Raw genomic sequence first — 24,701 nt, forward strand, 5'->3', positions numbered from 1 at the left:
AGCCCGATCGTCCATCCGGGGCATGCCCCGTTCAGCGTGGCCGTTCCCCGTCTGGTGTGCTGGCTCCCATGCCCGTAATGATGGCTCGCAGCCGCACCGAGGAACATCGCGCCTCGACCCCGCTGGAACTCTTCTTCGACCTGTGTTTCGTCGTCGCCGTGGCCCAGGCGGGCGCGCGGCTGGTACATGCCGTCGCCGAAGGCCACACCCTCACCGGAGTCGGCAGCTACGCGGCCGTTTTCTTCGCGATCTGGTGGGCCTGGGTCAACTTCAGCTGGTTCGCCTCGGCCTACGACACCGACGACCCGCTGTACCGCGTCGTCACGCTCGTCCAGATCACCGGCGTCCTCATCCTGGCCGCCGGGGTGCCGCGCGCCTTCGACGCGGGCGACTGGACGATCGTCGTCATCGGTTACGTGGTGATGCGGCTCGCGCTGACCAGCCAGTGGCTGCGCGCCGCGCACTGCACCGAGGGCGCCGAGCGGCGGGTCGCGCTGCGGTACGCCGTCGGGATCGCGGTGGTGCAACTGGGCTGGATCGCCATGCTGTTCCTGCCCGCCGACTCGGGCCCGGTCCGTACCGCCGTCTTCGTCGTGCTCGCCCTCGCGGAGATGTCCGTTCCCGCGATCGCCGAACGCGACCACTCGACGAGCTGGCATCCGCACCACATCGGCGAGCGGTACGGACTGTTCACGATCATCGTGCTGGGCGAGACGATCGCGGCGGCCACGGTCGCGGTCCAGGAGGCGGTGGACGAGCACGAAGCACTCGGTGAGCTGCTGCCGATCGCCGCCGGCGGGCTGCTGATCGTCTTCTCCGCCTGGTGGATCTATTTCGACGTGCCGATCCATGACTACCTGCGCCGCAGCAGGGAAGCGTTCATCTGGGGATACGGGCACTACCTGATCCTCGGTTCCGCGGCTGCCATCGGCGCGGGCATCGAGGTGGCGGTGGAGCACGCCGTGGGCAAGGCACATGTCTCGGACACGGTGGCCGCCGCCGCGGTGACCATTCCCTCCGCACTCTTCCTGCTGACGGTGTGGACGCTGCACGCCCGCCACTTCAAGCGCGACCTCGCGGAGCAACTGGCCCTCCCAGTGGCCGCGCTGGCCATCCTGGCCTGCACGTTCGCCGGCGGGTGGGCGGTGTTCGCGGCCGGTCTGGCCGCCTCGGCCGCCGTGGCCGTGGAGGTGATGCTGTCCCGGCGGCCCATCCAGCGGCCCACCCGGTGAGAGGCGCGAGGTGAGCAGCACTCGGCGAGAAGCGCGTGGTGAGGAGCACTCGGTGAGGAGCACGCAGTGACGGAAGAACCCCGGAAGCCCGGGAAGCCCGGGAAGAAGCCCCGGAAGCCGACAGCACCTTCCGCCGGGCTGCTCGACGCGCTGACCGATGTCGCGGGGCTGCGCGTCGGCCATGCGCAGGTGCCGGGCGAGGGCGCGCTGAGCGGCACCACTGTCGTCCTCGCCCCCGAGGGCGGTGCGGTCGCGGCCGTCGACGTACGCGGTGGCGGTCCCGGCACCCGGGAGACGGACGCGCTCGATCCGCGCAATCTGGTGCAGCGCATCGATGCCGTCGTCCTCACGGGCGGCAGCGCCTACGGCCTGGACGCGGCGTCCGGGGTGATGGCCTGGCTGGAGGAGCAGGGGCGCGGGGTGCGGGTCGGCCCCGATCCGGCGCAGGTGGTGCCGGTGGTCCCCGCCGCGTGCGTCTTCGACCTGGGGCGGGGCGGCGACTGGCGGGCCCGCCCCGACGCCTCGACGGGCCGTGCGGCAGTGGAGGACGCGGCGGCCACCGGCCCGGGGGCGCCGGTCGCCGAGGGGAACGTGGGCGCCGGTACGGGCGCGGTCGCCGGGCAGCTCAAGGGCGGCGTGGGCACGGCGAGCCTGCGGCTGCCCTCCGGGATCACGGTGGGCGCGCTCGTCGTGGTGAACGCGGCGGGCTCGGTGGTCGATCCGCGTACCGGGGTGCCGTACGGGGAGTACGGCGCCGCCGAACCGCCGGTGTACCCGGCGCCCGAGGCCGTCCGTGCGGCGGAGCAGCGGCTCGCCGAGGTGCGGGACGCCGACGCACGGCCCCCGCTCAACACCACGCTCGCCGTCGTCGCCACGGACGCCGACCTCACCCGGGCCCAGGCGCAGAAGCTCGCGGGTACGGCGCACGACGGGCTGGCGCGCGCCGTCCGTCCCGTACATCTGCTCACCGACGGGGACACCGTTTTCGCGCTGGCCACCGGCGAGCGGCCGCTGGATCCGCAAAATCCGATCGCCCTCAACGACCTGCTGGCGGCCGGCGCGGATGTGCTCGCGCGCGCCATCGTGAAGGCCGTACGCGCAGCTCGGAGCGTCGACGGCCGCCCCGGCGGTGGCCGCTACCCCTCGTACGGCGATCTCTACGACATACCACCGCCCGCCCCGAGGCCCTCGGCGGGCAGCGCCCCGGAGCCCGACTCGCCTGCGGGGTAAGGAAGTTCGGACGAACCACCAGGAACCATCTGCGTGCGCCATACGTTTTCCTGAACCCCGGTCACGATGTCGGACCCAGGGACTACGTTATGCACGCAGCAAGTAACACGCGGCAACGGCCTGGAGACAGCACCTTGAGCGATCCGTACGAGACAACCGAGCAGCACCTCGAGCGACTCCTGCGACGGGCACTCAACTCTTTCGACCTGCCCGACAGCACGGTCGAGAGACTCGGTACCGCGCTCGCCCACAGCAGTTCCCTGCACTCCTCGCACCACAGTTCCGTGCTCCACCGCGAGACCTACCGGCACACGTATCTGCTGTCCGACGGCACCGCGCTCTCCCTCTGGGAGCTGGTGCACGGAGGCCCGCGGAGCGCGGCCGGCCCGCGGTCCCGCACGGAGCCCGACCTCAGGCACCACGAGCTGTACGACGACGAGGCCGATGCCCATGTCGCCGCCGCCAGGCTGACCGGAAGTTTCGGTGAGGTCCCGGTGTTCGGGGACGACGGGCCGCAGGCCGACCTGGAAATACTCACGGTCCTGATGGCGGCTCCCCCGGCCCCGCTGCCCCGGATGTACGCCCCGGACAACTCCGCCGACCACGCCCGCCGCGTCCTGCGCCGCGCGGAGAACAGCGACGGCCCCGGCGAGGAGACCGCCCGGCTGCTGCGTGCCGCCTTCGCCCACCACATCACCCAGGTCTTCGGCCGGCAGTGCCAGGTGGACGGGCGGGACGCCGGATTCACCCTCTACGAGCACGCCTTCCTGCTTCTGGACGGCAGCGAGACGAGCCTGTGGGAGGTCGAGCACACGGCCACGCCGGACGGCCGCCACATGTGCGAGGTCTACGGCGACGAGCAAACCGCACGCGGGGCCATGGAGAGCCGCACACGCATCTGCTGACTCCGGGAAAGGCCGACGCGGGCAGCGGCGCACACGCACGGATGCCCGCACCCCGAGGGGTGCGGGCACCTGCGTTCCCGGCAAACCGGAAGCGGCCGATCAGGAGGTCAGGGCGGGCGACTTCGCGATGTCGGAGCCGCTCGCCCCGGCCTCGTCCACGACCGCGTTCCCGGCGTCGGCCCCCGCCGTCTCCACGCCCGCGTCACCGCCCGCGTCACCGGCCTCGTCGCCGCCCTCCGGCTGCCGCTGCGGCCGCGCGGGCAGCGCGAACATCACCAGGAAGATCACCGCGAGCACCCCGGCCACCCACCACAGCGAGTGCCGGAACGCCTCCGCGAACGCCGGGCCCACCTGCGGCGGTGCCAGCCGGTCGTCGATCGAGCCGAAGAAGACGACCGCGACCAGCCCGAGGCCGAGCGCGTTGCCCATCTGCTGCACGGTGTTGATCAGTCCGGAGGCCGAACCGGAGTGTTCCTTCGGCACCTCGGAGAGCACCATGTCCGTCAGCGGCGCCACGATCAGGCCCATGCCTGTGCCCATGACCACCAGCGGCAGGATCATCTGCCAGGACGTGATGCCCATGCCGTACCGGTCGGACTCCCAGATGTAGATCAGCAGTCCGGCGACCATCAGCAGCGCACCGGCCTGGAGAACCTTGCGGCCGAACCGGGGCACCAGCTTCTGTACGGAGATCCCGGCGGCGAACGAGACGGCGATCGAGAACGGCACACCGGTCGTGCCGGCCCGGAGCGCGCTCCAGCCGAGGCCCATCTGCATGTAGAGCGTCCAGACCAGGAAGAAGATGCCGAGACCGATGCCGAAGGTCAGCTGCACCGCGATGCCCGCCGCGAAGCTCTTGACCTGGAACAGCGACAGCTCGACCAGCGGCGAGCCGTCCTTGCGCGCCTTCGACCGCTCGAACACCACCAGGGCCAGGAACACCAGCAGGCTGCCGGCCATCGACACATAGCCCCACACCGGCCAGCCCAGCTCGCGCCCGCGGGTCAGCGGGTAGATCAGCATCAGCATCCCCAGTGTCACCAGGACGACGCCGATCAGGTCGAGCCGGAGCGCCTTCGGAGCCTTGGACTCGGTGATGAACTTCCGGCCGAGCAGCAGTCCTGCGATGCCGACGGGCAGGTTGATCAGGAAGATCGGCCGCCATTCGAGACCGGCGATGTTCCACTCGGTGAGCAGGGCGCCCAGCAGCGGGCCGGAGACGGCGCCGAGGCCGACGATCGCGCCGAAGAGGCCGAAGACCTTGCCGCGCTCGTGGGCCGGGAAGGTGGCGTGCACGATCGACAGCACCTGCGGAACCATCAGCGCGGCGGTGCCGCCCTGGAGGATGCGGGAGGCGACCAGCATCTCCGGGTTCACGGCGAAGCCGCAGAGCGCGGAGGCCAGGGTGAAGCCGCCGATGCCGATGAGGAACAGCCGCTTGCGGCCGTAGATGTCGCCCAGCCGGCCGCCGGTGATCAGACCGGCCGCGAAGGCCAGGGCATAACCGGCGGTGATCCACTGGATCGAGCTGAACGAGGCGCCGGTGTCCTCCTGGATGCTCGGGATGGCGATGTTGACGATCGTGACGTCGACCAGGTCCATGAAGGCCGCGGTCATGACGATGGCGAGTGCGAACCAGCGTCGCCGGTCCGACGGGTCCGAGGACACCGTGGGCCCGGATGCCGTGGACGACAGAGGTGCGGAAGAAGTCATATGAAGAAACTAAACAGCCATTAGGTCAGCTCATGACCCAATGGATGGGCATCCTGATGAGACGACCGACACCCCGCACGGGACGACGGACGCCCCACACATCCAGGCAGTGGACCGGCACCCAGGCAGAAGGCTGACCCCATGACCGACACCCCGGCACGACTGCTGAATCTGCTCTCGCTCCTCCAGACGCCCCGCGAGTGGCCGGGCAGCGAGCTCGCCGAGCGGCTCGACGTCAGCCCGCGCACCATCCGCCGGGACATCGACCGGCTCCGCGAGCTCGGCTATCCGGTCGAGGCCTCGCGCGGCTCCGTCGGCGGCTACCGGCTGGTCGCGGGCACCGCGATGCCGCCGCTGCTCCTCGACGACGAGGAGGCGGTGGCCATCGCGGTGGGCCTGCGAGCGGGAGCCGGGCACGCCATCGAGGGGGTGGACGAGGCGTCGGTGCGGGCTCTGGCGAAGCTGGAGCAGGTGCTGCCGTCCCGGCTGCGCCACCGGGTCTCGACGCTGCAGAACGCGACGATGCCACTGACCCGGGGCGACGGCTCGACCATCGACCCACGGACGCTGACCGTGATGGCGTCCGCGATCACCGGCCAGGAGCGGCTGCGGTTCGCGTACCGGGCGGGCGACGGAGCCGAGTCGAAGCGCGAGGCCGAGCCGTACCGGCTGGTGAGCACGGGGTGGCGCTGGTACCTCGTCGCGTACGACCTGGGGCGCGAGGACTGGCGTACGTTCCGGGTCGACCGGGTGAGCGAGCCGTTCGCCACCGGGGCCCGGTTCGCTCCGCGCGCGCTGCCCACGGGGGACGCGGCGAAGTTCCTCGCCGGTTCCATCGCCCGTCGGCAGCCGGAACTGGCGGTCGACGTGAGCTTCGCGGCACCGGCGGATTTCGTGTCCGCGCGGCTGCCGGCCGCGATCGGCCCGTTGGAGCGGACCGGCGAGAACACCTGCCGGCTGCGGGCGGTGCTCGCGGACTCGCTGGAGTGGGTGGCGCTCCGGCTGGCGCTGGTTGACTGCGACTTCACCGTGCACGGCCCGCCGCAGATGGTGGAGTACCTGAGCGATCTGGGCGCCCGCCTGACCCGCGCCGCGACGCCCTGACCCCGGCGCCCTCCGGCACCGGGACAAAAGAATGAGCCCCGGCGCCAGGGGGGGGTGGGCGCCGGGACTCAGCTCTGGGGGTCACACGAAGCGACCTATTTCGGAGGTTACTGGACGAAGGCTCACGCCGCAGCGTCAAAACCCGTGTCGTGGGCCATTCGCTTCAGTTCCAGCAGGGCGTGCTTCTCGATCTGCCGGATCCGCTCGCGGGTGAGGCCATGCTGCTTGCCCACCTCGGTGAGGGTCCGCTCGCGGCCGTCCTCGATGCCGTACCTCATACGGATGATGGAGGCCGTGCGGTTGTCGAGCTTGCCGATCAGGCCCTCAAGCTCCTCGCTGCGCAGCAGCGTCATCACCGACTGCTCGGGCGACACCGCGGAGGTGTCCTCCAGCAGATCGCCGAACTGGGTCTCGCCCTCGTCGTCCACGGACATGTTGAGGCTGACCGGGTCACGCGCCCAGTCCAGCACGTCACCGACGCGCTCCGGCGTGGAGTCCAGCTCGGCCGCTATCTCCGTGTGCTCCGGCTCGCGGCCGTGCTCACGGTTGAACTCGCGCTGCACCCGGCGGATCCGGCCGAGCTCCTCCACCAGGTGGACGGGGAGCCGGATCGTACGGGACTGGTCGGCTATGGAGCGGGTGATGGCCTGACGGATCCACCATGTCGCGTACGTGGAGAACTTGAAGCCCTTGGCGTAGTCGAACTTCTCGACCGCGCGCACCAGGCCCGCGTTGCCCTCCTGGATCAGGTCGAGCAGGGGCAGCCCGGCCCGCGGATAGCGGCGGGCGACGGCAACGACGAGGCGGAGGTTGGAACGGATGAATACGTCCTTGGCGCGCTCGCCCTCGGCGACCAGCGCCTCCAGCTCCTCGCGCGTGGCTCCGCCGGCCTTGCTGTCCACCGAGCCGTCGAGTATCTGCCGGGCGTAGACACCCGCCTCGACGGTCTGCGACAGCTCGACCTCCTTCGCGGCGTCGAGCAGCGGCGTACGCGCGATCTCGTCCAGGTACATGCCGACCAGGTCGCGATCGGCGATCTCCCCGCCCGCGGCGCGAACGCTGCTTGCCCGGCTGCTCCCACCGGTGGTGGACGAACGACGGGCGACGGCACGGGTTGCCATGCGTGCTCCCTTGCTGAGTAGGTCGCGACACCCTTCCGGGTGCCCTGCATCCGATGGAAACAACGACTGGAATCCGGACAGAATTCCCACGCCTGGCATTCATTTTCGCGATCATGCAGTACCCTGTGCCGCCACGAGGGGGTGCGCATGCGGGTGAGCCGGACAGAAGTGCAGGTCAGGCCGGGCATCGAGGGTGATCTGGTGGCACTCACGGACATCTACAACCATTACGTGCGTGAGACCACGGTCACATTCGACACGACCCCCTTCACTCCCCAACAGCGGCTGCCGTGGTTGCGTTCCCACCCTGAAGACGGCCCGCACCGTCTTCTGGTTGCTCGGGATGTCCGGCTTGTCGGCCCCGTCTCGATCCTGGGATACGCCACCAGCAGCGCTTTCCGCCCCAAGGCGGCATACGGGACCTCGGTCGAGGTGAGCGTGTACTGCGCTCCGTGGTTCACCGGTCGCGGCGTCGGCACGCTCCTCTACACGGCCCTGTTCGAGGCGCTCGCCGGCGAGGACCTGCACCGCGCGTACGCGGGCGTGACCCAGCCCAACGACGCCTCCGTCCGGCTGCACGAGCGCTTCGGTTTCCGCCATGTCGGTACGTACGCCGAAGTGGGCCGGAAGTTCGGCACGTACTGGGACGTGGCCTGGTACGAGCGGCGCCTGGGGCCGCAGTCCTAGGTCCCGTCCGGTCCCGTTCTGGTTCCACGGTCCGTTACGCGGCAGGGGCCCCGCACCTAGCGTCGTTCCGTATGGACGACACGACGAACACCACCGGCACGGACGACACGACCGCCACGGACGACACCACCGGCACGCTCGACGAGGCGCTGGAGCGCCTTCACGCCTCGGGCCCCGAGCGCAACGGCTGGCTGAGCAATCACGGCCCCATGGCCGTCGAGGCGCTGGTCCGGCACGGTCAGGCACCGGCCGTCCACCGCTGGCTCGACCACTACAGCCACAAGCTGGAGGACATGCCGGACACCGCGACCCGGGTGACGGCGGAGAACTGGCGCGAGGCCCTCGGCGACCCGCGCCGGATCGCGGACTGGACGGAGCACTTCGAGCGGGAGACGGCCGAGCGCCCCTGGCGGGACGTCCTCGCCGAGTGGTGGCCCCGCCTGCTCCCCGGCATCGCGGCGGGCGCCACCCACCCCGTGATCCGGGTCGGCCACTCCGTACGCACGCTGCTCACCGGCGAGGCGACCGCGCCCCGGATCACCGAACTCGCCCACGGCCTCGGTTACTGGGCCGCTCGCCATCAGCCGCTGCCCGCGCTGACCCGGCTCGCTCCCGCGCCCACCGCCGCGGCCGCGCTGGACGCCGTGCCGCCGGTGCCCGAGCAGGACGGCGGCATCCGGGACCGGCTGGCGCAGCTCACTGCGTTCCCGGTGTGGCCGCAGCAGTTCGTCGACGACCCGGACGAGGCGCGGGACCGGCTGGCGGAGCTGGTGCGGGCCGCGACCCACCGGTTCGCCACGCACGGGTACGGCGAACCGATCATGCTGGTGCACGCCGCGACCGCGCCCAACGCCGTGCTGCGCACGCTGCCCGCGCTCCCCCGCGCGCTGTGGGTGGAGAGCCTGGGGGCCGCGTGGGCGGCGAGCGCCGCGGTCACCGCCGCGTACAGCCCTGCCGAGGCCGCTCCGTACACACCGGTGTCCGCCTCCGCCGACGAACTGTTCGCTCGGGCGGCGGCACACGGCGACGATCACACCATCAAGTTCACCGACACCGCGCTGGACATCGGCGACGAAACGGCCCTCGCCGCCGCACTCCGTTCGATCGAGCTGAACCCTCCGGCCCTGTAACACCCGTCATCCACCGGCGCCACAACACCCGTCGGCCCCCGCAACGGAGGCCCGAACCGGACTCAGCCGAACTGCACCGACCGCTTCGCCAGCCCCATCCAGAACCCGTCGATGACGCTGCGCCCCCGGTCCAGCTCGCCCTCCGAGGCGCCGAGCGTCACGAAGAGCGGTGCGAAGTGCTCGGTGCGCGGGTGCGCCAGCCGGCCGGCCGGGGACTTGTTCTCGAAGTCGAGCAGCGCGTCGACGTCCTGCGCCTGGAGCGCCCGGTTCCCCCAGTCATCGAACTCCGCCGACCAGCCGGGGGTGCCGCCCGCATGCCGCAGGGCGGCCAGGTTGTGGGTGAAGAAGCCGCTGCCGACGATCAGGACGCCCTCGTCGCGCAGCGGCGCGAGCCTGCGCCCGATGTCCATGAGCTTCTGCGGGTCCAGCGTCGGCATGGAGATCTGGAGTACGGGAATGTCGGCGCCCGGGAACATCTCCACGAGCGGGACGTACGCCCCGTGATCGAGCCCGCGGTCCGGGATGTCCTGGACCGGCGTACCGGCGCCGCGCAGCAGCTTGCGTACGTTCTCCGCCAGTTCCGGCGCGCCCGGAGCGGCGTACTGCACCTGGTAGTAGTGCTCGGGGAAGCCCCAGAAGTCGTAGACGAGCGGGACCGTCTCCGTGGCGCCGAGGGCCAGCGGGGCCTCCTCCCAGTGCGCGGAGACCATCAGGATCGCGCGGGGGCGGGGCAGTCCGGCGGACCAGGCGGCCAGTTCGCCGGGCCAGACCGGGTCGTCGGCCAGCGGCGGGGCGCCGTGGGAAAGGTAGAGGGCGGGCATGCGCTCCGCGGTGACTGTCATGGCACTCCCCATCCGCTGCTGATCCGGGTAAGTCTTCTACTGGGCCTTCTACAGGCGCCTTTTTGAGAAGGAAGGGTTCTTTAATCTTCAAGCTTCCTTCCTCCGGAGACCTTAGCTCTATCTAGTTCAACTTTCAAGAAAAGGTCGTACAGTGGAGTACATGACCACGGCACCCACCGGCGAGCCGCGCTGGCTCTCCGACGAAGAGCAGAGCGTGTGGCGCGCGTACCTCCACGCCACCACGCTCATGGAGGACCACCTCGACCGCCAGTTGCAGCGCGATGCCGGCATGCCGCACATCTATTACGGTCTGCTCGTCCAGCTCTCCCAGGCCCCGCGCCGCCGGAAGCGGATGACGGAGCTGGCCAAGGACGCCAAGATCACCCGCTCGCGGCTCTCGCACGCCGTCGCGCGGCTGGAGAAGAGCGGGTGGGTGCGCCGCGAGGACTGCCCGTCCGACAAGCGCGGCCAGAACGCGGTCCTCACCGACGACGGCTTCGAGATGCTGCGCCGGTCCGCGCCGGGCCATGTCGACGCCGTACGCCAGGCGATGTTCGACCGGCTCACGCCCGAGCAGGTGCGCTCGCTGGGCGAGATCATGCAGGTCGTCGCCGCCGGTCTGCAGCCGGAGGGCACGAACGCGGACCTGCCCTGGCTGCGCTGAGCCACCCGCCCACGCACACGTACGCCTGCTCGTAGCCGCACGCCTGCTCGCAGCCGTACGGACAGGCGTACGCCGCGACGCGGCTGTGCCCCGGCCCCGCCGAAGCGGGACCGGGGCACAGCCATGTCACACGTCACGCTCAGCCGTTCACCGGGTGACGGCCGGGACCTCGAATCAGTGGGCGACGACCGGGACCTTGAACTCGTCCTCGACCCCGTCGGTCTCACCCGAACCGGAGCTTCCGGTGGCCGGGCCCGCCGCGGGCCGGCCCGCGTTGATGAAGGTCACCGCGATCGCGGAGGCCACCACCAGGATGCCGACGGCCCACCAGATGGCGCCGGTGAAGCCATGCACCATCGACTGGAGCTTCAGCAGCTCCGGGTTCCTGGCGCCGAGCGCGGCGTGCGAGGAGGCGTACGCCGTCGCGGCCGACGCGGCGATGGTGTTCAGCAGCGCCGTGCCGATCGCGCCGCCCACCTGCTGCGAGGTGTTGACCATCGCGGACGCGACACCCGAGTCCCTGGGCTCGACGCCGTGCGTGGCCAGCGACATGGCCGGCATGAACGCCGTACCCATCCCCAGCCCCAGCAGCAGCTGCGCGGGCAGGATGAGACCGACGTAGGAGGAACCGATCTCCAGCTGCGTCAGCAGCAGCATGCCGACGGCGGCGACCAGGAAGCCGGGGCCCATGAGCTTGCGCGCCGGAACCCGGGTCATCAACCGGGCACCGATCTGCGTCGAGCCGGTGATCATGCCCGCGATCATCGGGAGGAAGGCGAAACCGGTCCTGATCGGCGAGTAGCCCTTCACGACCTGGAGGTAGTACGTCAGGAAGAGGAACAGCCCGAACATCGCGATGACGGCCAGACCCAGCGAGAGGTAGACGCCACCGCGGTTGCGGTCCAGCAGCACGCGCAGCGGCAGCAGCGGCGACTTGACCTTGGACTCGGTCAGGACGAAGGAGAACAGCAGCACCGCGGAGGCGACGAACATCCCGATGGTCAGCCCGTCCGACCAGCCCGCGGACTCGGCGCGGGTGAACCCGTACACCAGCGAGACCAGACCCAGCGCGGACAGGATCACACCCGGGATGTCGAGCGAGGCGCGGTTGCGGCCGCCGGCCGGCTCACGGATCACGAAGTACGCGCCCGCGGCCGCGACGATCGCGAACGGGATGTTGACGAAGAACGTCCAGCGCCAGTTCAGCGCCTGGGTCAGGAAGCCGCCGAGGATCAGCCCGACGGCGCCGCCGCCACCGGCGATCGCACCGTAGATGCCGAACGCCTTGGCGCGCTCCTTGGCATCGGTGAACATCACGGCGAGCAGCGACAGGGCCGCCGGCGCGAGCAGCGCGCCGAAGACGCCCTGGAGCGCGCGGGAGCCGAAGAGCATCGCCTGGTTCTGCGCGGCGCCACCGAGCGCGGAGGCCAGCGCGAAGCCGATCAGTCCGACGACGAAGGTCCGCTTACGGCCCCAGAGGTCGGCGATCCGGCCTCCGAAGAGGAGCAGCCCGCCGAAGGCGAGGGCGTACGCCGTGATGACCCACTGCTTGTTGGCATCGGATATGTCCAGGGCCGTCTGGGCGTGCGGCAGCGCGATGTTCACGATCGTGGCGTCGAGCACCACCATCAGCTGCGCGAGGGCGATGAACGCCAGCGCTTTCCAGCGGCTGGGGTCCGGGAGTCGGATGTCGGCTGTTTTTGGCATGGAGGTACCCACCTAGGAACGCGCACGCGCGCAGGCACGCGAGAGCGCGAAGAGTCGTGAACCGGGACGAAACGCCGGTAAAAGGGGCAGACAGTGAACGGGAAGACGGTGAACGGAAGACGATGGACGGGCGGATGGTGAAAGGAATGTTCAAGGCGTGGCGGGCGCGCCGCCGGGCTCCCGGCTCAGGAGCCCGGTGCGGATGTCACGGCCGACGCCGCAGGTCCTCCAAGGTCGCCGCCGTTCCGGGCAGTTCGGACCGGGCCGGGGCCTGCAGTCCGTCCAGGAACAGCTGTAGATGGCGGTGGGTGAACCGGTCGATGTCGAGGCAGCCGATGCCGGGCAGCGGACGGGTGAGCTGGGAGAGGGCGACGAGTACGTCACCGACGGCGATGTCGGTGCGCAGCCGCCCCGCGGACATGGCGCGCGACACGAGCCCCTCGACGGCCTCTTCGAGGCGCCGGCGCTCGGCGAGCAGTTCGGGATGGTCCTTGTCGAAGCCGCCGGACAGCATCGGGCACAGCGCCCCGATCCGTTCGTCGGCCGCCGCGTGCACGAAACGGCTGAGCGCGGCGAAGGCGTCGGCCTCCTCGGCCGTCGCCTCTTCGGCGCGGTCGGTGGTCCGGGAGGTGACCGCGAGCACGACCTCGTGCACCAGCGCGGCCCGGTCGGGGAAGTTCCGGTAGAGCGTGGCATTGCCGACACCGGCGCGCCTGGCGACCTCGTCGAGCGGCACATCGGGCCCGAACTCGACGAACATCTCGCGCGCGGCCGTCACGATCCGCTCCCGGTTTCGCAGCGCATCGGCCCGCGGACGGGGCGCCCCGGGCCGGGTCGCTCCGACGGCGATGCGGCTGACGGTCTCCACGACGACGGCCTCCTTCTGCTTCCGCTTCTTCCACCACCCGCTGTGACGGTCCCCGTTCTCCAGGATGCAAGCTTCCGGTAAGCGGGGACCATCTCCCCGTTTCGCGGGGACACCGATTCAAACGGGGAACAGCTCCCCACTTATTTCCCATCGAGATGTGACCTGAGCCACATCTTCGGTCAGGAAAACCAGCCGAACGGCGCACCCAACGAGCGGCACCGCACCACCCGCAACAGGCTGATCCGCAGAGCGCAGTCAGGGCCGGCCGACTGCCGCGGACCCCGAGGCGCCTATATGCAAAAGCCCCGCCACCGGATACGCAACCACCGCCGCCCGATCGCGCTCGCCTCCGCAACATCCCTGGTCATAGCCGCAATGGCCACGGCAAGCAGCACTCTTCCGATAGCCAGCCGGGCCTCGGCAGGACCGGTGGCCACCGCCCGTTCCGCAGGCATAGCCCCGTGCCGGATACCGGCGACCATGGGCGTACAGATGTCGGAGGGCATGCCGACCCCGGAGGGCTACGCCCGCTCCACGGGAAGGGTCCGCGCCCTCAACCTGATGATCGACTTCCCCGACGCACCGGGTGCCGGCAAGGCGATGGACCGGTACGCCGAATTCTTCCCGCAGACCACCGACTGGTTCCGGACCGGATCGTACGGACGCCTCACCTACGTCCCCGACGCCCCGCTGAAGTCCTGGCTGCGGATGCCACTGCCGTTCTCGGAGTACGGGATGGAGCGCGGCTCACCGTACGAACCGGGCTACCGCCACCTCGTCCAGGACATCGTCACCGCCGCCGATCCGAAGGTGGACTTCGCCGCGTACGACCTGGTCAACATCCTGGTCACCCCGAACGCAGGCCCCTCCGCCCTGGACACCGTGCTGTCCGTGACCTTCTCCGGCAACGACGACGCCCCGAGGGCGGACGGCGTCCCCCTCGCCAACACGTCCTTCATCTACAGCCGCCAGGACGACGGCTCGGGATCGTTCAAACAGACCGGCTACCGGGTCCTGCCGCACGAGAACGGCCATGTCTTCGGCCTCCCGGACCTCTACACGATGGAGGGCGGCGGCTCGGTCGGGCACTGGGACATCATGTCCGAGGACTGGGGGGCCAACAACGACCTGCTGGGCTGGCACAAGTGGAAGCTCGGCTGGCTGGACAACAAACAGATCAGCTGCGCCGCACGCTCCGGCACCAGCGACCATGTGCTCGGCCCGCTGGCCACCCGGGGCGGCACCAAGCTGGCGTTCGTACCGCTGAGCGGCGAGTCCGGCTACGCGGTGGAGGTACGGACCCAGGCCGGCAACGACCAGGCCATCTGCCGGCCGGGCGTACTGATCTACAAGGTGAGCTCGGCCGTCGACACCGGACAGGGCCCGGTCTCCGTCGCGGACAGCACCAAGGGCAGCACCGGCTGCACCCGGCTGCCCAATGTGCACGCCGAACTGTCCGACGCGCCTTTCCAGCCCGGTGAGACCTTCACCGACCGGACCACCGGGATACGCATATCCGTGGTCGACAAGGACAAGAAGGGAAACTACCGAGTCCGCATAACCCGCCCCTGACGCCCCTGACGCCCCTCAAGTCCGAACCGCACACCGTTCCTCTTCACTCACGCCTCCTCACTCCCCCGGACCTCCGCTTCGACGGGTCCGCGCAGCTCGCGCTTGAGGATCTTCCCGGTCGGGTTCCGGGGCAGCGGCTCCTCCCGTACGAGCACATGGGCCGGGACCTTGAACGCGGCCAGGCTGCGTCCGACGTGCGCCCTCAGTTCCTCGACGGTGACGGTGGCACCGGCCCGCAGGCACACGACCGCGGCGACCTCCTCACCCAGGACCGGGTGCGGCACCCCCAGTACCGCCGCGTCCTCGACGTCCGGGTGGTCGTGCAGCACCGCCTCGACCTCGACGCAGTACACGTTCTCCCCGCCGCGGATCACCATGTCCTTGATCCGGTCGACGACATCGACCCGCCCCTCGCGGACCACCGCGAGGTCACCGGTCCGGAACCACCCGTCGGTGAACGCCCGAGCGGTCGCCGCCTCGTCACGCCAGTAGCCGCGGACCAGGGACTGGCCGCGCAGCCACAGCTCCCCGACCTCGCCCTCGGGCAGCGCCTCGCCCTCGGGTCCGGCGATCCGCACCTCGGTGGTGGGGGTGGGACGGCCGACGCTGCCCGGGTGGAGCCGGTACTCGGCGCCGAAGTTCGCCAGGACGCCGCCGCTGGTCTCGGTCAGGCCGTAGCCGTTGCGGGGTTCGATGCGGTCGCCGTGCCGGGCGGTCAGCCGGGCGACCAGATCGGGCGGTGCGGCGGCCCCGCCGGTGTTCAGCATCTGCAGGCTCTCCAGGCCGTCGCCCGCCCGCTCGGCCGCGGCGAGCAGCTGGAGCGCGGTCGCCGGGACGCCGGCGTAGTGGGTGACGCCGTGCTCGCGGATCAGCCGCAGCGCCTCCTCGGCGTCCCACTTCCGCATCAGCACGATGGTGCCGCCCGCCGCCATCGCCGCGTAGAAGCCGGTGAACGCGGCGACGTGGAAGAACGGGAACGTCAGCAGCGACACCGGCGCGGGCCCCTGCCCCGGGATGATCCCGCGCCCGAGCGCGGAGGCGGCCGCGTGGAACCGCGGGTTGAGCACCGCTCCCACCTGGGCGAGATGGGTGGCGACCGCGCCCTTGGGCCGGCCGGTGGTGCCGGAGGTGTAGAGGATCGTCGCGTCGTCCTCGGGCCGGATCTCGACCTCGGGGGGCGCGGCGAGCGGATCGGGCGCGGGCAGGTCCTCGTACCGCTCGACACCGTCCGGGACCGCCTCCTCCCCGTGGAAGACGACCACCCGCGCCCCGTTCCCGGCCGCCCACCCGGCGACCCTCGGCAGCCGCTCCCCGTCCACCAGGAGCACCCGGGGCCCGCAGTCGTCGAGCGCGTACGTGAACTCGTCCTCGGTCCACCAGGCGTTGAGCGGTACGGCGACCAGGCCGGCCAGCTGGGCGGCCCAGAAGGCGATCTGCCACTCGGGGTGGTTCCGCATCGCGACGACGGCCCGGTCCCCCGGGCGGAGCCCGTACACCTCGGTCATCCGGCAGGCCAGCGCGGACGCGGCGGCGAAGAACTCGGCGTACGAGTAGCCGCGCTCCGCCGAGATCAGGAACGGCCGGTCCCCGAGGGCCCAGGTGGTCTCCGCGAACTCCCGGAGCGTCCTGGGCCCGTCCGCGTACACGAGCGACCCGGCGTGCACCCCGTCCTCCACCCGCACCACGGCGAACGGGGCACCCGGACCTGTCAGCGCGGCTTCGACACGGATGGCGGCCTCGGCAGCGGCTGCGGCGGCCTCCGGGTCGGGGGCGGCGGCGGGGGTCGGGTCGATGTGCGGCACGAACGACCTTTCTAAGCGCTTGCTCAGTACATTCGCGACGCTATGCCCGCCCCCGCCCCGCGTCAAGACACCCGAGCGGCGGCGACCAGACCCTCCAGCCGGCCTTCACTGACGACCTCGGACGCCGTCGCTGCGATCCGCCCACGCACATCGATGACAAGGGTGACGGGCAGGCCCTGAGTGCTCAGCAACCCCTTGGGCAGCGCGAAGAACTGCTTGCCGCCCGGATCGAGAACGCTGGGATAGGGCATGTCGAACTCACGCACGAAGCCCCGCGCCTCATCGACGAACCGGTCCCGATTGATCCCCAGCACAACGACACCCTGCTTCTCCATCTTCCGGTGGTACCGCACCAGAACCGGAATCTCCTTGCGGCAGGGCTCGCAGCGGGAGGCCCACGCGTTGACCACGACCGTCTTCCCCGCAAAGTCGGAGAGCTGGACCGGCCTCCCGTCGACATCGGCCCCCATGAAGGCGGGCGCGACCGGACGGTGCGCGTTCTCTATCGTCAGCGTGCCGTCCTTGTTGCGGTGGTAACCCGCGGGAGTACCCGGACTGCTGCCACTGAACGCGATCACACCGACAAGAGCGACGGCAAAGGCAAGGGCAGCCAGGAAGGGAACGTAGGGGCGTTTCATGGGGGGTCCTTCGACGAATCGACGGTCACACGCCGTGCGGCACCCGGCCCGGAAGTCCCCATCCCCCAGCACACCGCCACACCCCGCCCGCCCACACGGCGACACCCGCCATTCCGGGGAAGACCCGAGATCTGCGATGCGGACAAGACATGCGGGAACACCCCGTACCTGCTGCACAACGGTTCTTGCTGGTCAGTCAGAACGGTACGCCCACCCCCAACTCCCCCCACGAACAGCCCCCTTGCAACCCCACCCGAACCGGGAACCGCGCAACCACCCGGAACACCGGAAGAAGCGGCCCGACCACGACACGACCGCACCGGAAGACGCGCCATGCCGGTGACGCAACCATGACACCCCCGCATGTGTCCGATCACAGCCCCGATGGGGGGCGACCTCCACAAGCCCGATCCGCTAGGCTGTCAGCGGTCAGTCCCGCCTTCGTAGCTCAGGGGATAGAGCACCGCTCTCCTAAAGCGGGTGTCGCAGGTTCGAATCCTGCCGGGGGCACAGAGAAGTAGCAGGTCAGAAGCCCTGTCGCCTGGTGGCGGCAGGGCTTCTCGGTTTGTGGTTAGCGGTACGGAAACGAATGTCGGCCTCCAGGACCACAAGCCTGGTCCTGGAGGCCGACTACGTCACGCGGGTTCCCTGATCGGCTCTACGGCGTCTCGTGAGGGTTCCGGGCTAGTGGGTGGGGCGGCGGCGTTTCCACCAGATCAGGGTGGCTCCGGCTGCGGCCAGGGCTGCGGCTATGGCGGCGATCAGGCCGACGGGGGTGTTGCTGCCGGTGTCGGCGAGGCCGCCGTTCGGGGCGGGCTTGTTGTTGCCGGTGTCGCCCCGGCCGGGCTGCTCCGGGCGGGTCGGGTCGGGTTTGCCCGGGTCCTTCGTCGGCGTCGGGTCGCCGCCGCCGGTCGGGGTGGGCTTCGGGGTCGGGGTCGGGGTGCCGCCGTCGTCGCTCTTGCCGGCGCTGTTGCCGCCGAGCATCAGCATGCCTTCCTGGTCCGCGTCGTCGGTGGCCGCCTTGACCGCGATGTTCTTCGTGCGCGGGGTGTAGGGGCGTTCGGCCCGGAACTGGGCGCCGGTGACATTGCGCTTGGGCTGCTTGGAGAAGTCGACACCGCCGACGGTGATGACCCAGACCTCCTCACCCTTGTTCAGTTCGTACTTGAACTCGCCGTTCTTGAAGACCTCGACGTACTTGTTGAAGACGTCCGTCTTCTTCCAGTCCTGGTTGGGGGCGCGCAGCGGCCACCGCTTGACGTTGTTGCTGTTGATGATCTTGCGGTAGTCGGTGGGGCGCTGGGCGTCCTGCTGGCGGATGTACTCGGCGGCGACCCGGGCGGTGTAGACGCGGCGCAGGTCGGCGTACTGGGGCTCGGTGTTGATCCACTTCTCGACCTCGGGGACCACGGTGCTCCGCAGGACGCGCTCGTTGTGCTCGATCTCGGCCTTGCTCAACTGGTCCTGGCAGGGCTTGCCCTCGCCGGGGCCCGGGGTGCTGACCTCGGCGAACTCGGACTGGAGCTTCAGCGGTGCGTCGATGATGTAGATGCCGCCGTCCTGTTCACGGACCTTCGCGGGCTTGGGTTCGATCCAGTTGCGGCCCGAGTGCAGGCACGGCCAGCCGTTGACCTTGGCAAGGCCGTCCCAGGCAGCCTTGCCGACCTCCGTCTTGGGGTCCATGGCCTTGTAGAAGTCGTGCTTGAGCTGGAGGTCGGCCTCCAGGAGCACGCGCCCGGCGTCGGTGGAGGCGAACTTGTCGTCCATGATCGTGCCGGGGGTGTCCGGGTTGAGGTTGACCCAGAACCTGTCAGGGGTGAGGGCCAGCCAGGTGAAGAAGGCGTCGGAGATCATCTGCGCCTTTTCCTTGCCGCCCCAGCCGCCGCTCTCGCCGGGGGCCTTGCCCGCGGAGAACGCGTAGTCCAGGCCCGCGCCCTTGGCCGGCTTGCCGACGTACTTCAGCTCCAGGGAGGTGAAGTCGATGCCTCCGGGCCCCTTGGGGAACCGTCCCCCGGACGCCTGGTCGCGTCGCTTGAGGAACTCGGCCATGTCCTTCGGGTTCGGCTTGGACTGCTTGATCTGGTCGATCGCTCCGCCGCGCGATCCGGTGTTCTTCGACGGATCGGCGTTCATGTAGGGCGCGTTGTACCGGTGCGGGCTGTTGTTGGCCTTCGCCGGCGCTTTCTCGATCGCCGTCGAGCGGTGCTCGTGGATCGTGACCCGCTCCCGGCCGAGGTTGTCCTTGCCGAGGCTCTGCCGCATCTCCTTGAAGAACTTGTTGCCGTTGCCGCCGCGTTCCTGCGCGAAGATGTAGCGGACCTTGTAGCCGGACTTCTGCCAGTTCTTGTTCCTGGCCAGTGCCAGGTCCTTGGCCTTCTGGCTCTGTTCCGGCTTGTTGTTGGATTTGATCTCGACGATCTCGCGGGTCTTCGTGTTGATCGCGTCCAGGATCCGCCGGTGGACCTTCCCGGTCTTCGGATCCCGGATCTTGATCTCCTTCTGGCAGATCCAGTCCGGCCCGGTCAGCCCGTAGTCCTTGACGACCTTCGCCTCGAAGGCCTTGCCGCGCGGGTCATGTCCGGACTGCGGGATGTAGCTGCCGTCCCGCCACCCCTCCCAGTCGTTCTTCCACGCGCTGTTCGGCTTGTCCAGGGTCTCCTTGGCGTAGTAGGCGTAGACGCGCCTGGGGTCGCCCTTGCCGTACTTCTCGGGATCCTTGCCGATGCCGCGCAGGAACTTCTCGCGTTCCGCGGCGTCGTCGGGCAGCTCCAGCCCGTCGTACTGCTTGCCCTCGTTGACGTAGTCGAACTCGTCCCAGTCCTGCTCGGGCCGGATGTTGTCCCGCTGCGGCATCCGCTTGGTCGGGACGTTCCTCAGTCCGTACAGGTCGTCACAGCGCTTACCCGGCGAGAGCGGCTTCTCCCCGGGCGCGGCCGCGGCCGTCTGCTGGAGGGCCGGGAGCCCGGTGAGGGACAGCGCCGCTGTGCAGGCGGCCGCGATCGCGAGCCGCGACAGGGCGCCCAGCCGCGTCATTCGTATCTTGTGCTTCACGTGAAGTCGTCTTCCCCGGGGGCCGATCGGGGTCCGGTCCTCGGGTGACGCCATGGCCCCCCGTGGTCAGATGGCGTCACTGAGGCGCTCATCCTAGTTTCGCAACAGCCCCTGCATGCCAAGGGTTTGAAACCATGGCGTGTCAACTCAGCGCACTTAATGCGTAGTTGTGGTGTGGTTGATCGCCCGTGCGGGGCACCTTCTAGGATCGGTGGGCATGACCGATCACCAGCAGCTCAAGGAGCAGGAGCGGGCCGGCGACCCGCGCCTCACGGCGTGGCTGGACGAGCAGCGCGCGGCGTTCCCCGAGGCCCTGGGCTCATCGCCGTACGACCTGCCGCGCCGGTGGAAGTTCGACGGGCCGTCCCTCGACCACCTCGAACAGCTCGTCCTGCGAAGCTTCGGCTCCCGGGAGGACTTCGAGGAGAACAAGGGCACGGCGCTGGTGCAGGTCGCCGCCTGGTACCTCGGCGAGGTCCACAACCAGCTGTACGGCACGCAGTGGCAGTGCGCTCCCGAGCCCGGCACCGACTCCGGTGCCGATGACGACTCCGGCGCCTGCGCCGACACCGGTGCCTGCGCCGACGCCGACTCCGGTGCTCCTTACGTGATCATTCCGTACGAGCGGATCGAGGACTTCCCCCCGCCGGCCGACGGCTCCGACCGGGACGGCCGCCCGCGGTGCTCTCCCCTCGGTGAGCTGTCCGCCCTGTTCACGGACGGTCCCGGCAGGCACCTGCGTGACACCCTCGACCGTTACGAGGAGCCCGACGAGCCGCGGGAGGAAGAGGAGCAGGAGGCCCGGGAGCGGGAGTACGCCGACAATCCGCGCCTGGCGGCATGGCTGGATGCGCAGCGCGCCGCCTTCCCCGAGGCCCTGTGTGCCTCCGGGGACGCCTCGCCCGGGACGTGGGACTTCGGTGCGTCATCCCTCGATCACCTGGAACAGCTCATCCTGCGAGGCTTCACGACCTACGAGGACTTCGAGGAGAACAAGGGCACGGCGTCGGTGCAGGTGGCCGCCTGGTACCTCGGCGAGGTCCACAACCGGCTCCACGGCACCCAGTGGCAGTGCGCTCCCGAGCCGGACTCCGGTGCTCCTTACGTGATCATCCCGTACGAGCGCATGGACGAGTACCCGCCCGCCGACGACGATCCCGCCCAGGACGGACGCCCCATGTGCACCCCCACCGGCGAGCTGAGCGCCCTGTTCCTGCGGGGCCCCGGTAACCATCTGCGCGACACTCTCGCCCCATACTCCCGCGGCTCCGCGCAATAGCGCCTCCGTGTCAGCGGCCGTCGCGCCGCCGTTCGTACCGCCACACTTCGTCGAGGTCGTACTCGTACGACGTTCCCGGCGGTGCGGGCGGAAGGCGGCGGGCTCCTTCCACGCACCGTTCGTCGTCATGGCGGGCGAGGCCGTGCACGGCGGCGACCCGGACCGGCCGGCTCGTGTCGTCCAGCAGGGCGGCCATCGCCTCGGCCAGTTCGGGGGCGCGGTCCCTGCCGTCGGCGACCCTGCGGCAGGCGCCCTGCCGGACCCCCGCGTCCGGGTCGGACATCAGGTCGAGCAGCGCCTTGCGGACCGTGGCGGAGAAGGCCGGTGACAATCTGCCGAAACCGGAAGCCACCGCGTGCCGGACTCTCGGATCGGGATGAGCGGCGTGGGTCAGCAGGGCCTCGTCGCCGTGCGGGTCGGCGTGATCGGCGAGGCCGGTCAGCAGCTCGGTGAGCACCGCGTCGTCCGTCTCCTCGGCCGACCGGTCCAGGAACAGTTCCAGCGCGGGGGCCGCGAACCGGTCCTCCTCGCCCTCGTCGAACAGGTGGGTGAGGCGCAGCACTTCGGCGCCGAACAGGCGGTGCACCGGGTCCGGGTCGATAAGCAGGAGCGCCGCGGCGTCCCAGGTCTGCCGGTCGCGGCGGTGGGACAGCAGGAGGGTGGAGGCCGTCCAGGCCGCGTGTTCCTGGTCGGGGCGGGTCAGCGCCCGGTCCAGCAACTCCTCGAAGGAGGTGTGGAGTCCGAGCGCCTTCTCCAGGTCCGTCAGGATCGCCGCATGCCCGTCGCGTACGGTCGCCCCGCCGAGGGAGAACGCGTCGACCCCGGTGTACTCGTCGTCCTGGACGCGGGTACGGACAACCGCGCCCTGTGCACCCGTACGGCGCCGCAGTTCCGTCTCGGCGCCCGCCTCGTACCAGTGCCTGGCGAGGCTCCGCGCGGCCAGCAGTTCGGCCTCGCGGTGCCGGCGCCACTCGGCGGCGTCGTGCAGCACGGCCCCGACCACCGCGGGCGAGCCCGAGTCGACGGCCTTGCGCAGCGGTGGTACGCCGTCCGGTCCGCACCGGTCGGGGTCGGCGCCGTATGTGACGAGCAGGCGGACGACTTCGTCGGCGTACGCCTCTATCGCCAGGCACAGTGCGGGAGTTCCGTGCTCATCTCGTACGTCGGGGTCGGCGCCCGCGGAGAGCTGGGCCGCCAGGGCATCCGCGTCCCCGGCCCGCACGGCGGACATCACCGTGCGCGCCGCTGCGGCTGTCGGCGCACATGTCGGCGCATGTGTCGGCGAGGGGGCGGGTCCTGTCGCGGCTCCGCTCGTGCCCGCTTCGGTGCTTGCGTCCATGCCCGTGCCGCCCCCGTTGCGCGTTGACCGGTCGTCAGTTCCGTGAACCATGGTCAGCCCTGCATACGTCCCGGGCGCTCGTCCGTCACCGTACCGGCGCGCAGTCGGGCCGTCACAGCGGTCAGCCAGCAGAGGCCGAAGCCCGCTCCGGCGGTGAAGGCGAGGACGTAGGAGCCGGAGGCCGCGAAGCCCGCGAGGACGAGGACGGGGGCGAGGCGGGAGGCCGGGGCCCAGCCCCGGTGGCCCCTGGCGGCGAGGGGGCGGGCCAGGATGACGAACGCGGCGCACAGCGCGAGGTAGCCGATCATGCCGCTGAACATGTGGACGGCCCCGTGTCCGCTCAGCGAGCCGGTCTCCGGGGAACCGACGGGGAATCCGGCCCCGGCGTCGGCACGGAACACCGCGGCGGCCAGGAACGAAGCCCCGAAGACACCGATCAGCGCCGGCACCCATCTCTCGCCCGCGCCCCCTGTCAGCAGTCGGCGCATCCCGAACGCACCGGCCAGCAACAACGCGGCGGTGAGCACGAAGTTGGCCGTCTGGACCCAGCCGGGCCCACCGAGGGCGAGCTGGCTGAACGCGTTGCGGGTGAAGTCGAAGCCCTCACGTGCGAGTCCCTGAACAGTGGCCACACCCAGGAACAGCGGACCCGCCACCATGCCGGCGATCAGCAGACCGTGTCGGGCCGTTCGTGGTGCGTCCTGTGCGCCCCGGTCCTGCGGGATGCCGGTGGGGCGGGACGCGTCGGTGGAGCGGGCTTCATGGGTACCGGCGGCGATCGTGTGGGTCATGACGAGCCCTCCTCGTTCAGGATGTTGTACTCGTATGACCAGTGGTGGCACATGAATTCATCTCCCGGAGGGCATGACCCAGGTCACATGCGCTCGTCCCGCGTACGGAAGGCCGGCCGTTCCGCGCGGCTTCGGCCGCGTCGCCGGATCACACGGCGCCGAAGGAGCGCAGAGGGTGCGTCAGGTCCCCCACGGACTCCGCGTAATACTCCGACTCGGCCACGTGGAAGGCGAGTTGGCGGAAGGTCCAGCCCGTTCCGGCCGAGCGGTCGAGCTCGTCGGGTGTCAGGGCGTCCAGGCGGTTCGCCCAGATCCTGGCCAGGCGGGTGAGCCGGCTGCGTGCCTCGTCGAGGTCGGCTCCGGTGAAGGGGGCGAGGTCGGCCGCGGTGGTGGTCGCCGAGGCGTGCCAGTGGTCGGGCTGCGTCTCCTCGCCGACGAGCCGGGCCTCCATCTCCGCGAGGTGGTCGACCATGTGGTCGGCGACGCGGCGGATCGCCTTGTGCGGGGTGTAGAGCCGGTCCCCCGCGGGGACGGGGCGGCCGTCCCAGGCGGTCCAGGTCGCGGCGAGGGCCAGGACGCGGTCGACCATGGCCGTCAGGAGCTGCGCGGGGTCGCGATCGTCCGTCGCCGGGGTGTCGTCGGAGGTCTTGTCCGGGCTGCCGCCGGGGGCGTCGCCGGAGGTCCCATCCGGGCTGCCGCCGGGGGCGCCGCCGAAGGTCCCGTCCGGACTGCCGCCCGAGGCGTCGCCGGAGGTCCCATCCGGGCTGCCGCCCGAGGCGCCGCCGGAGGTCCCATCCGGGCTGCCGCCCGAGGCGCCGCCGAAGGTCCCGTCCGGACTGCCGCCCGAGGCGTCGCCGAAGGTCCCGTCCGGACTGCCGCCGGGGGTGTCGTCCGGGCTGTCATCCGGCAACAGCACGGGGGTGCCGGGAGCAATGGGGGCGTGCTTCGTTTCCGTCATGGGGGCGTGCTTCGTTTCCGTCATGGGGGCGTGCTTCGTTTCCGTCATGGGAGGACGCTAGATCGGCG

The 24,701-nt window shown here is 70.5% G+C and carries 20 protein-coding genes and 1 tRNA gene; 10 read left to right on the forward strand and 11 right to left on the reverse strand.

Annotated elements, in window-relative coordinates:
- The first annotated feature begins 68 nt into the window (after positions 1–68).
- The 3 genes from ACFVH0_RS05985 (at position 69) to ACFVH0_RS05995 (ending at position 3,367) form a co-directional block, all read left to right on the forward strand.
- Complete coding sequence (locus ACFVH0_RS05985) at positions 69–1,232, forward strand: low temperature requirement protein A (RefSeq protein ID WP_385818250.1); 1,164 nt, start codon at positions 69–71, stop codon at positions 1,230–1,232.
- 138 nt (positions 1,233–1,370) lie between these two features.
- Positions 1,371–2,462, forward strand: coding sequence for a P1 family peptidase (locus tag ACFVH0_RS05990; protein WP_385818316.1), 1,092 nt, complete (start codon positions 1,371–1,373; stop codon positions 2,460–2,462).
- Positions 2,463–2,596: 134 nt separating this feature from the next.
- Positions 2,597–3,367: a DUF6227 family protein gene (locus ACFVH0_RS05995; RefSeq protein WP_385818251.1), complete on the forward strand. Its 771-nt coding sequence runs from the start codon at positions 2,597–2,599 to the stop codon at positions 3,365–3,367.
- Between the two features lie 99 nt (positions 3,368–3,466).
- Here ACFVH0_RS05995 and ACFVH0_RS06000 read toward each other — a convergent pair whose 3' ends face one another.
- Positions 3,467–5,080 carry an MFS transporter gene (locus tag ACFVH0_RS06000; RefSeq protein WP_385818252.1) on the reverse strand — a complete coding sequence of 538 codons (1,614 nt, stop codon included), beginning with the start codon at positions 5,078–5,080 and terminating at the stop codon, positions 3,467–3,469.
- Positions 5,081–5,221: 141 nt separating this feature from the next.
- Here ACFVH0_RS06000 and ACFVH0_RS06005 point away from each other — a divergent pair, with 141 nt between their 5' ends.
- Entirely contained in the window at positions 5,222–6,184 is a 963-nt protein-coding gene (locus tag ACFVH0_RS06005; RefSeq protein ID WP_385818253.1) for a helix-turn-helix transcriptional regulator, read from the forward strand.
- A 122-nt stretch (positions 6,185–6,306) separates the two neighbouring features.
- Here the strand turns inward: ACFVH0_RS06005 and ACFVH0_RS06010 are convergent, their stop codons facing one another.
- The gene (locus ACFVH0_RS06010) at positions 6,307–7,305 is read right to left on the reverse strand and encodes an RNA polymerase sigma factor RpoD/SigA (RefSeq protein ID WP_385818254.1); all 999 of its coding nucleotides are present in this window, start codon (positions 7,303–7,305) and stop codon (positions 6,307–6,309) included.
- 147 nt (positions 7,306–7,452) lie between these two features.
- Between ACFVH0_RS06010 and ACFVH0_RS06015 the strand changes: the two genes are divergently transcribed.
- Both ACFVH0_RS06015 and ACFVH0_RS06020 read left to right on the forward strand, forming a co-directional pair.
- Positions 7,453–7,992 carry a GNAT family N-acetyltransferase gene (locus tag ACFVH0_RS06015; protein WP_385818255.1) on the forward strand — a complete coding sequence of 180 codons (540 nt, stop codon included), beginning with the start codon at positions 7,453–7,455 and terminating at the stop codon, positions 7,990–7,992.
- Positions 7,993–8,063: 71 nt separating this feature from the next.
- Positions 8,064–9,122 (forward strand): questin oxidase family protein, encoded by a 1,059-nt coding sequence (locus tag ACFVH0_RS06020; RefSeq protein ID WP_385818256.1) that lies wholly within the window; start codon positions 8,064–8,066, stop codon positions 9,120–9,122.
- A 62-nt stretch (positions 9,123–9,184) separates the two neighbouring features.
- Here the strand turns inward: ACFVH0_RS06020 and ACFVH0_RS06025 are convergent, their stop codons facing one another.
- Positions 9,185–9,964: a dioxygenase gene (locus tag ACFVH0_RS06025; RefSeq protein ID WP_385818257.1), complete on the reverse strand. Its 780-nt coding sequence runs from the start codon at positions 9,962–9,964 to the stop codon at positions 9,185–9,187.
- Positions 9,965–10,115: 151 nt separating this feature from the next.
- Between ACFVH0_RS06025 and ACFVH0_RS06030 the strand changes: the two genes are divergently transcribed.
- Positions 10,116–10,628, forward strand: a complete 513-nt coding sequence (locus ACFVH0_RS06030; protein ID WP_385818258.1) for a MarR family winged helix-turn-helix transcriptional regulator — start codon at positions 10,116–10,118, stop codon at positions 10,626–10,628.
- 174 nt (positions 10,629–10,802) lie between these two features.
- On the opposite strand, the gene ACFVH0_RS06035 is transcribed toward ACFVH0_RS06030, so the two are convergent.
- Both ACFVH0_RS06035 and ACFVH0_RS06040 read right to left on the reverse strand, forming a co-directional pair.
- Complete coding sequence (locus ACFVH0_RS06035) at positions 10,803–12,335, reverse strand: MFS transporter (RefSeq protein ID WP_385818259.1); 1,533 nt, start codon at positions 12,333–12,335, stop codon at positions 10,803–10,805.
- A 205-nt stretch (positions 12,336–12,540) separates the two neighbouring features.
- Positions 12,541–13,203, reverse strand: a complete 663-nt coding sequence (locus tag ACFVH0_RS06040; protein ID WP_385818260.1) for a TetR/AcrR family transcriptional regulator — start codon at positions 13,201–13,203, stop codon at positions 12,541–12,543.
- Between the two features lie 294 nt (positions 13,204–13,497).
- Between ACFVH0_RS06040 and ACFVH0_RS06045 the strand changes: the two genes are divergently transcribed.
- Complete coding sequence (locus tag ACFVH0_RS06045; RefSeq protein ID WP_385818261.1) at positions 13,498–14,775, forward strand: M6 family metalloprotease domain-containing protein; 1,278 nt, start codon at positions 13,498–13,500, stop codon at positions 14,773–14,775.
- A 47-nt stretch (positions 14,776–14,822) separates the two neighbouring features.
- Here ACFVH0_RS06045 and ACFVH0_RS06050 read toward each other — a convergent pair whose 3' ends face one another.
- Together ACFVH0_RS06050 and ACFVH0_RS06055 are read right to left on the reverse strand one after the other, a co-directional pair.
- Positions 14,823–16,577: a class I adenylate-forming enzyme family protein gene (locus ACFVH0_RS06050; protein WP_385818262.1), complete on the reverse strand. Its 1,755-nt coding sequence runs from the start codon at positions 16,575–16,577 to the stop codon at positions 14,823–14,825.
- Between the two features lie 62 nt (positions 16,578–16,639).
- Positions 16,640–17,215 (reverse strand): TlpA family protein disulfide reductase, encoded by a 576-nt coding sequence (locus ACFVH0_RS06055; RefSeq protein ID WP_385818263.1) that lies wholly within the window; start codon positions 17,213–17,215, stop codon positions 16,640–16,642.
- Positions 17,216–17,652: 437 nt separating this feature from the next.
- Between ACFVH0_RS06055 and ACFVH0_RS06060 the strand changes: the two genes are divergently transcribed.
- A tRNA-Arg gene (locus ACFVH0_RS06060) sits at positions 17,653–17,725 on the forward strand.
- 174 nt (positions 17,726–17,899) lie between these two features.
- On the opposite strand, the gene ACFVH0_RS06065 is transcribed toward ACFVH0_RS06060, so the two are convergent.
- A complete protein-coding gene (locus ACFVH0_RS06065; RefSeq protein ID WP_385818264.1) occupies positions 17,900–20,266 on the reverse strand; it encodes a hypothetical protein in 2,367 nt (788 codons plus the stop codon).
- 217 nt (positions 20,267–20,483) lie between these two features.
- On the opposite strand from ACFVH0_RS06065, the gene ACFVH0_RS06070 reads away from it, so the two are divergent.
- Positions 20,484–21,545: a hypothetical protein gene (locus ACFVH0_RS06070; protein ID WP_385818265.1), complete on the forward strand. Its 1,062-nt coding sequence runs from the start codon at positions 20,484–20,486 to the stop codon at positions 21,543–21,545.
- Between the two features lie 10 nt (positions 21,546–21,555).
- On the opposite strand, the gene ACFVH0_RS06075 is transcribed toward ACFVH0_RS06070, so the two are convergent.
- The 3 genes from ACFVH0_RS06075 to ACFVH0_RS06085 form a co-directional block, all read right to left on the reverse strand.
- Positions 21,556–22,776, reverse strand: coding sequence for an ankyrin repeat domain-containing protein (locus ACFVH0_RS06075; RefSeq protein ID WP_385818266.1), 1,221 nt, complete (start codon positions 22,774–22,776; stop codon positions 21,556–21,558).
- 161 nt (positions 22,777–22,937) lie between these two features.
- Complete coding sequence (locus tag ACFVH0_RS06080) at positions 22,938–23,675, reverse strand: DUF998 domain-containing protein (protein ID WP_385818267.1); 738 nt, start codon at positions 23,673–23,675, stop codon at positions 22,938–22,940.
- A 148-nt stretch (positions 23,676–23,823) separates the two neighbouring features.
- Positions 23,824–24,681 carry a hypothetical protein gene (locus tag ACFVH0_RS06085; protein ID WP_385818268.1) on the reverse strand — a complete coding sequence of 286 codons (858 nt, stop codon included), beginning with the start codon at positions 24,679–24,681 and terminating at the stop codon, positions 23,824–23,826.
- Between the last annotated feature and the right edge of the window lie 20 nt (positions 24,682–24,701).

This window comes from Streptomyces sp. NPDC127117 (genome assembly GCF_042677325.1).
Lineage (GTDB): Bacteria > Actinomycetota > Actinomycetes > Streptomycetales > Streptomycetaceae > Streptomyces.

Bases quoted from the DNA above. Each gene is read 5' to 3' on its own strand.
- ACFVH0_RS05985 (WP_385818250.1), top strand. From the start codon at position 69: ATGCCCGTAATGATGGCTCGCAGCCGCACCGAGGAACATCGCGCCTCG.
- ACFVH0_RS06000 (WP_385818252.1), bottom strand. From the start codon at position 5,080: ATGACTTCTTCCGCACCTCTGTCGTCCACGGCATCCGGGCCCACGGTG.
- ACFVH0_RS06005 (WP_385818253.1), top strand. From the start codon at position 5,222: ATGACCGACACCCCGGCACGACTGCTGAATCTGCTCTCGCTCCTCCAG.
- ACFVH0_RS06010 (WP_385818254.1), bottom strand. From the start codon at position 7,305: ATGGCAACCCGTGCCGTCGCCCGTCGTTCGTCCACCACCGGTGGGAGC.
- ACFVH0_RS06015 (WP_385818255.1), top strand. From the start codon at position 7,453: ATGCGGGTGAGCCGGACAGAAGTGCAGGTCAGGCCGGGCATCGAGGGT.
- ACFVH0_RS06020 (WP_385818256.1), top strand. From the start codon at position 8,064: ATGGACGACACGACGAACACCACCGGCACGGACGACACGACCGCCACG.
- ACFVH0_RS06025 (WP_385818257.1), bottom strand. From the start codon at position 9,964: ATGACAGTCACCGCGGAGCGCATGCCCGCCCTCTACCTTTCCCACGGC.
- ACFVH0_RS06035 (WP_385818259.1), bottom strand. From the start codon at position 12,335: ATGCCAAAAACAGCCGACATCCGACTCCCGGACCCCAGCCGCTGGAAA.
- ACFVH0_RS06045 (WP_385818261.1), top strand. From the start codon at position 13,498: ATGCAAAAGCCCCGCCACCGGATACGCAACCACCGCCGCCCGATCGCG.
- ACFVH0_RS06055 (WP_385818263.1), bottom strand. From the start codon at position 17,215: ATGAAACGCCCCTACGTTCCCTTCCTGGCTGCCCTTGCCTTTGCCGTC.
- ACFVH0_RS06070 (WP_385818265.1), top strand. From the start codon at position 20,484: ATGACCGATCACCAGCAGCTCAAGGAGCAGGAGCGGGCCGGCGACCCG.
- ACFVH0_RS06075 (WP_385818266.1), bottom strand. From the start codon at position 22,776: ATGTCCGCCGTGCGGGCCGGGGACGCGGATGCCCTGGCGGCCCAGCTC.
- ACFVH0_RS06080 (WP_385818267.1), bottom strand. From the start codon at position 23,675: ATGACCCACACGATCGCCGCCGGTACCCATGAAGCCCGCTCCACCGAC.
- ACFVH0_RS06085 (WP_385818268.1), bottom strand. From the start codon at position 24,681: ATGACGGAAACGAAGCACGCCCCCATGACGGAAACGAAGCACGCCCCC.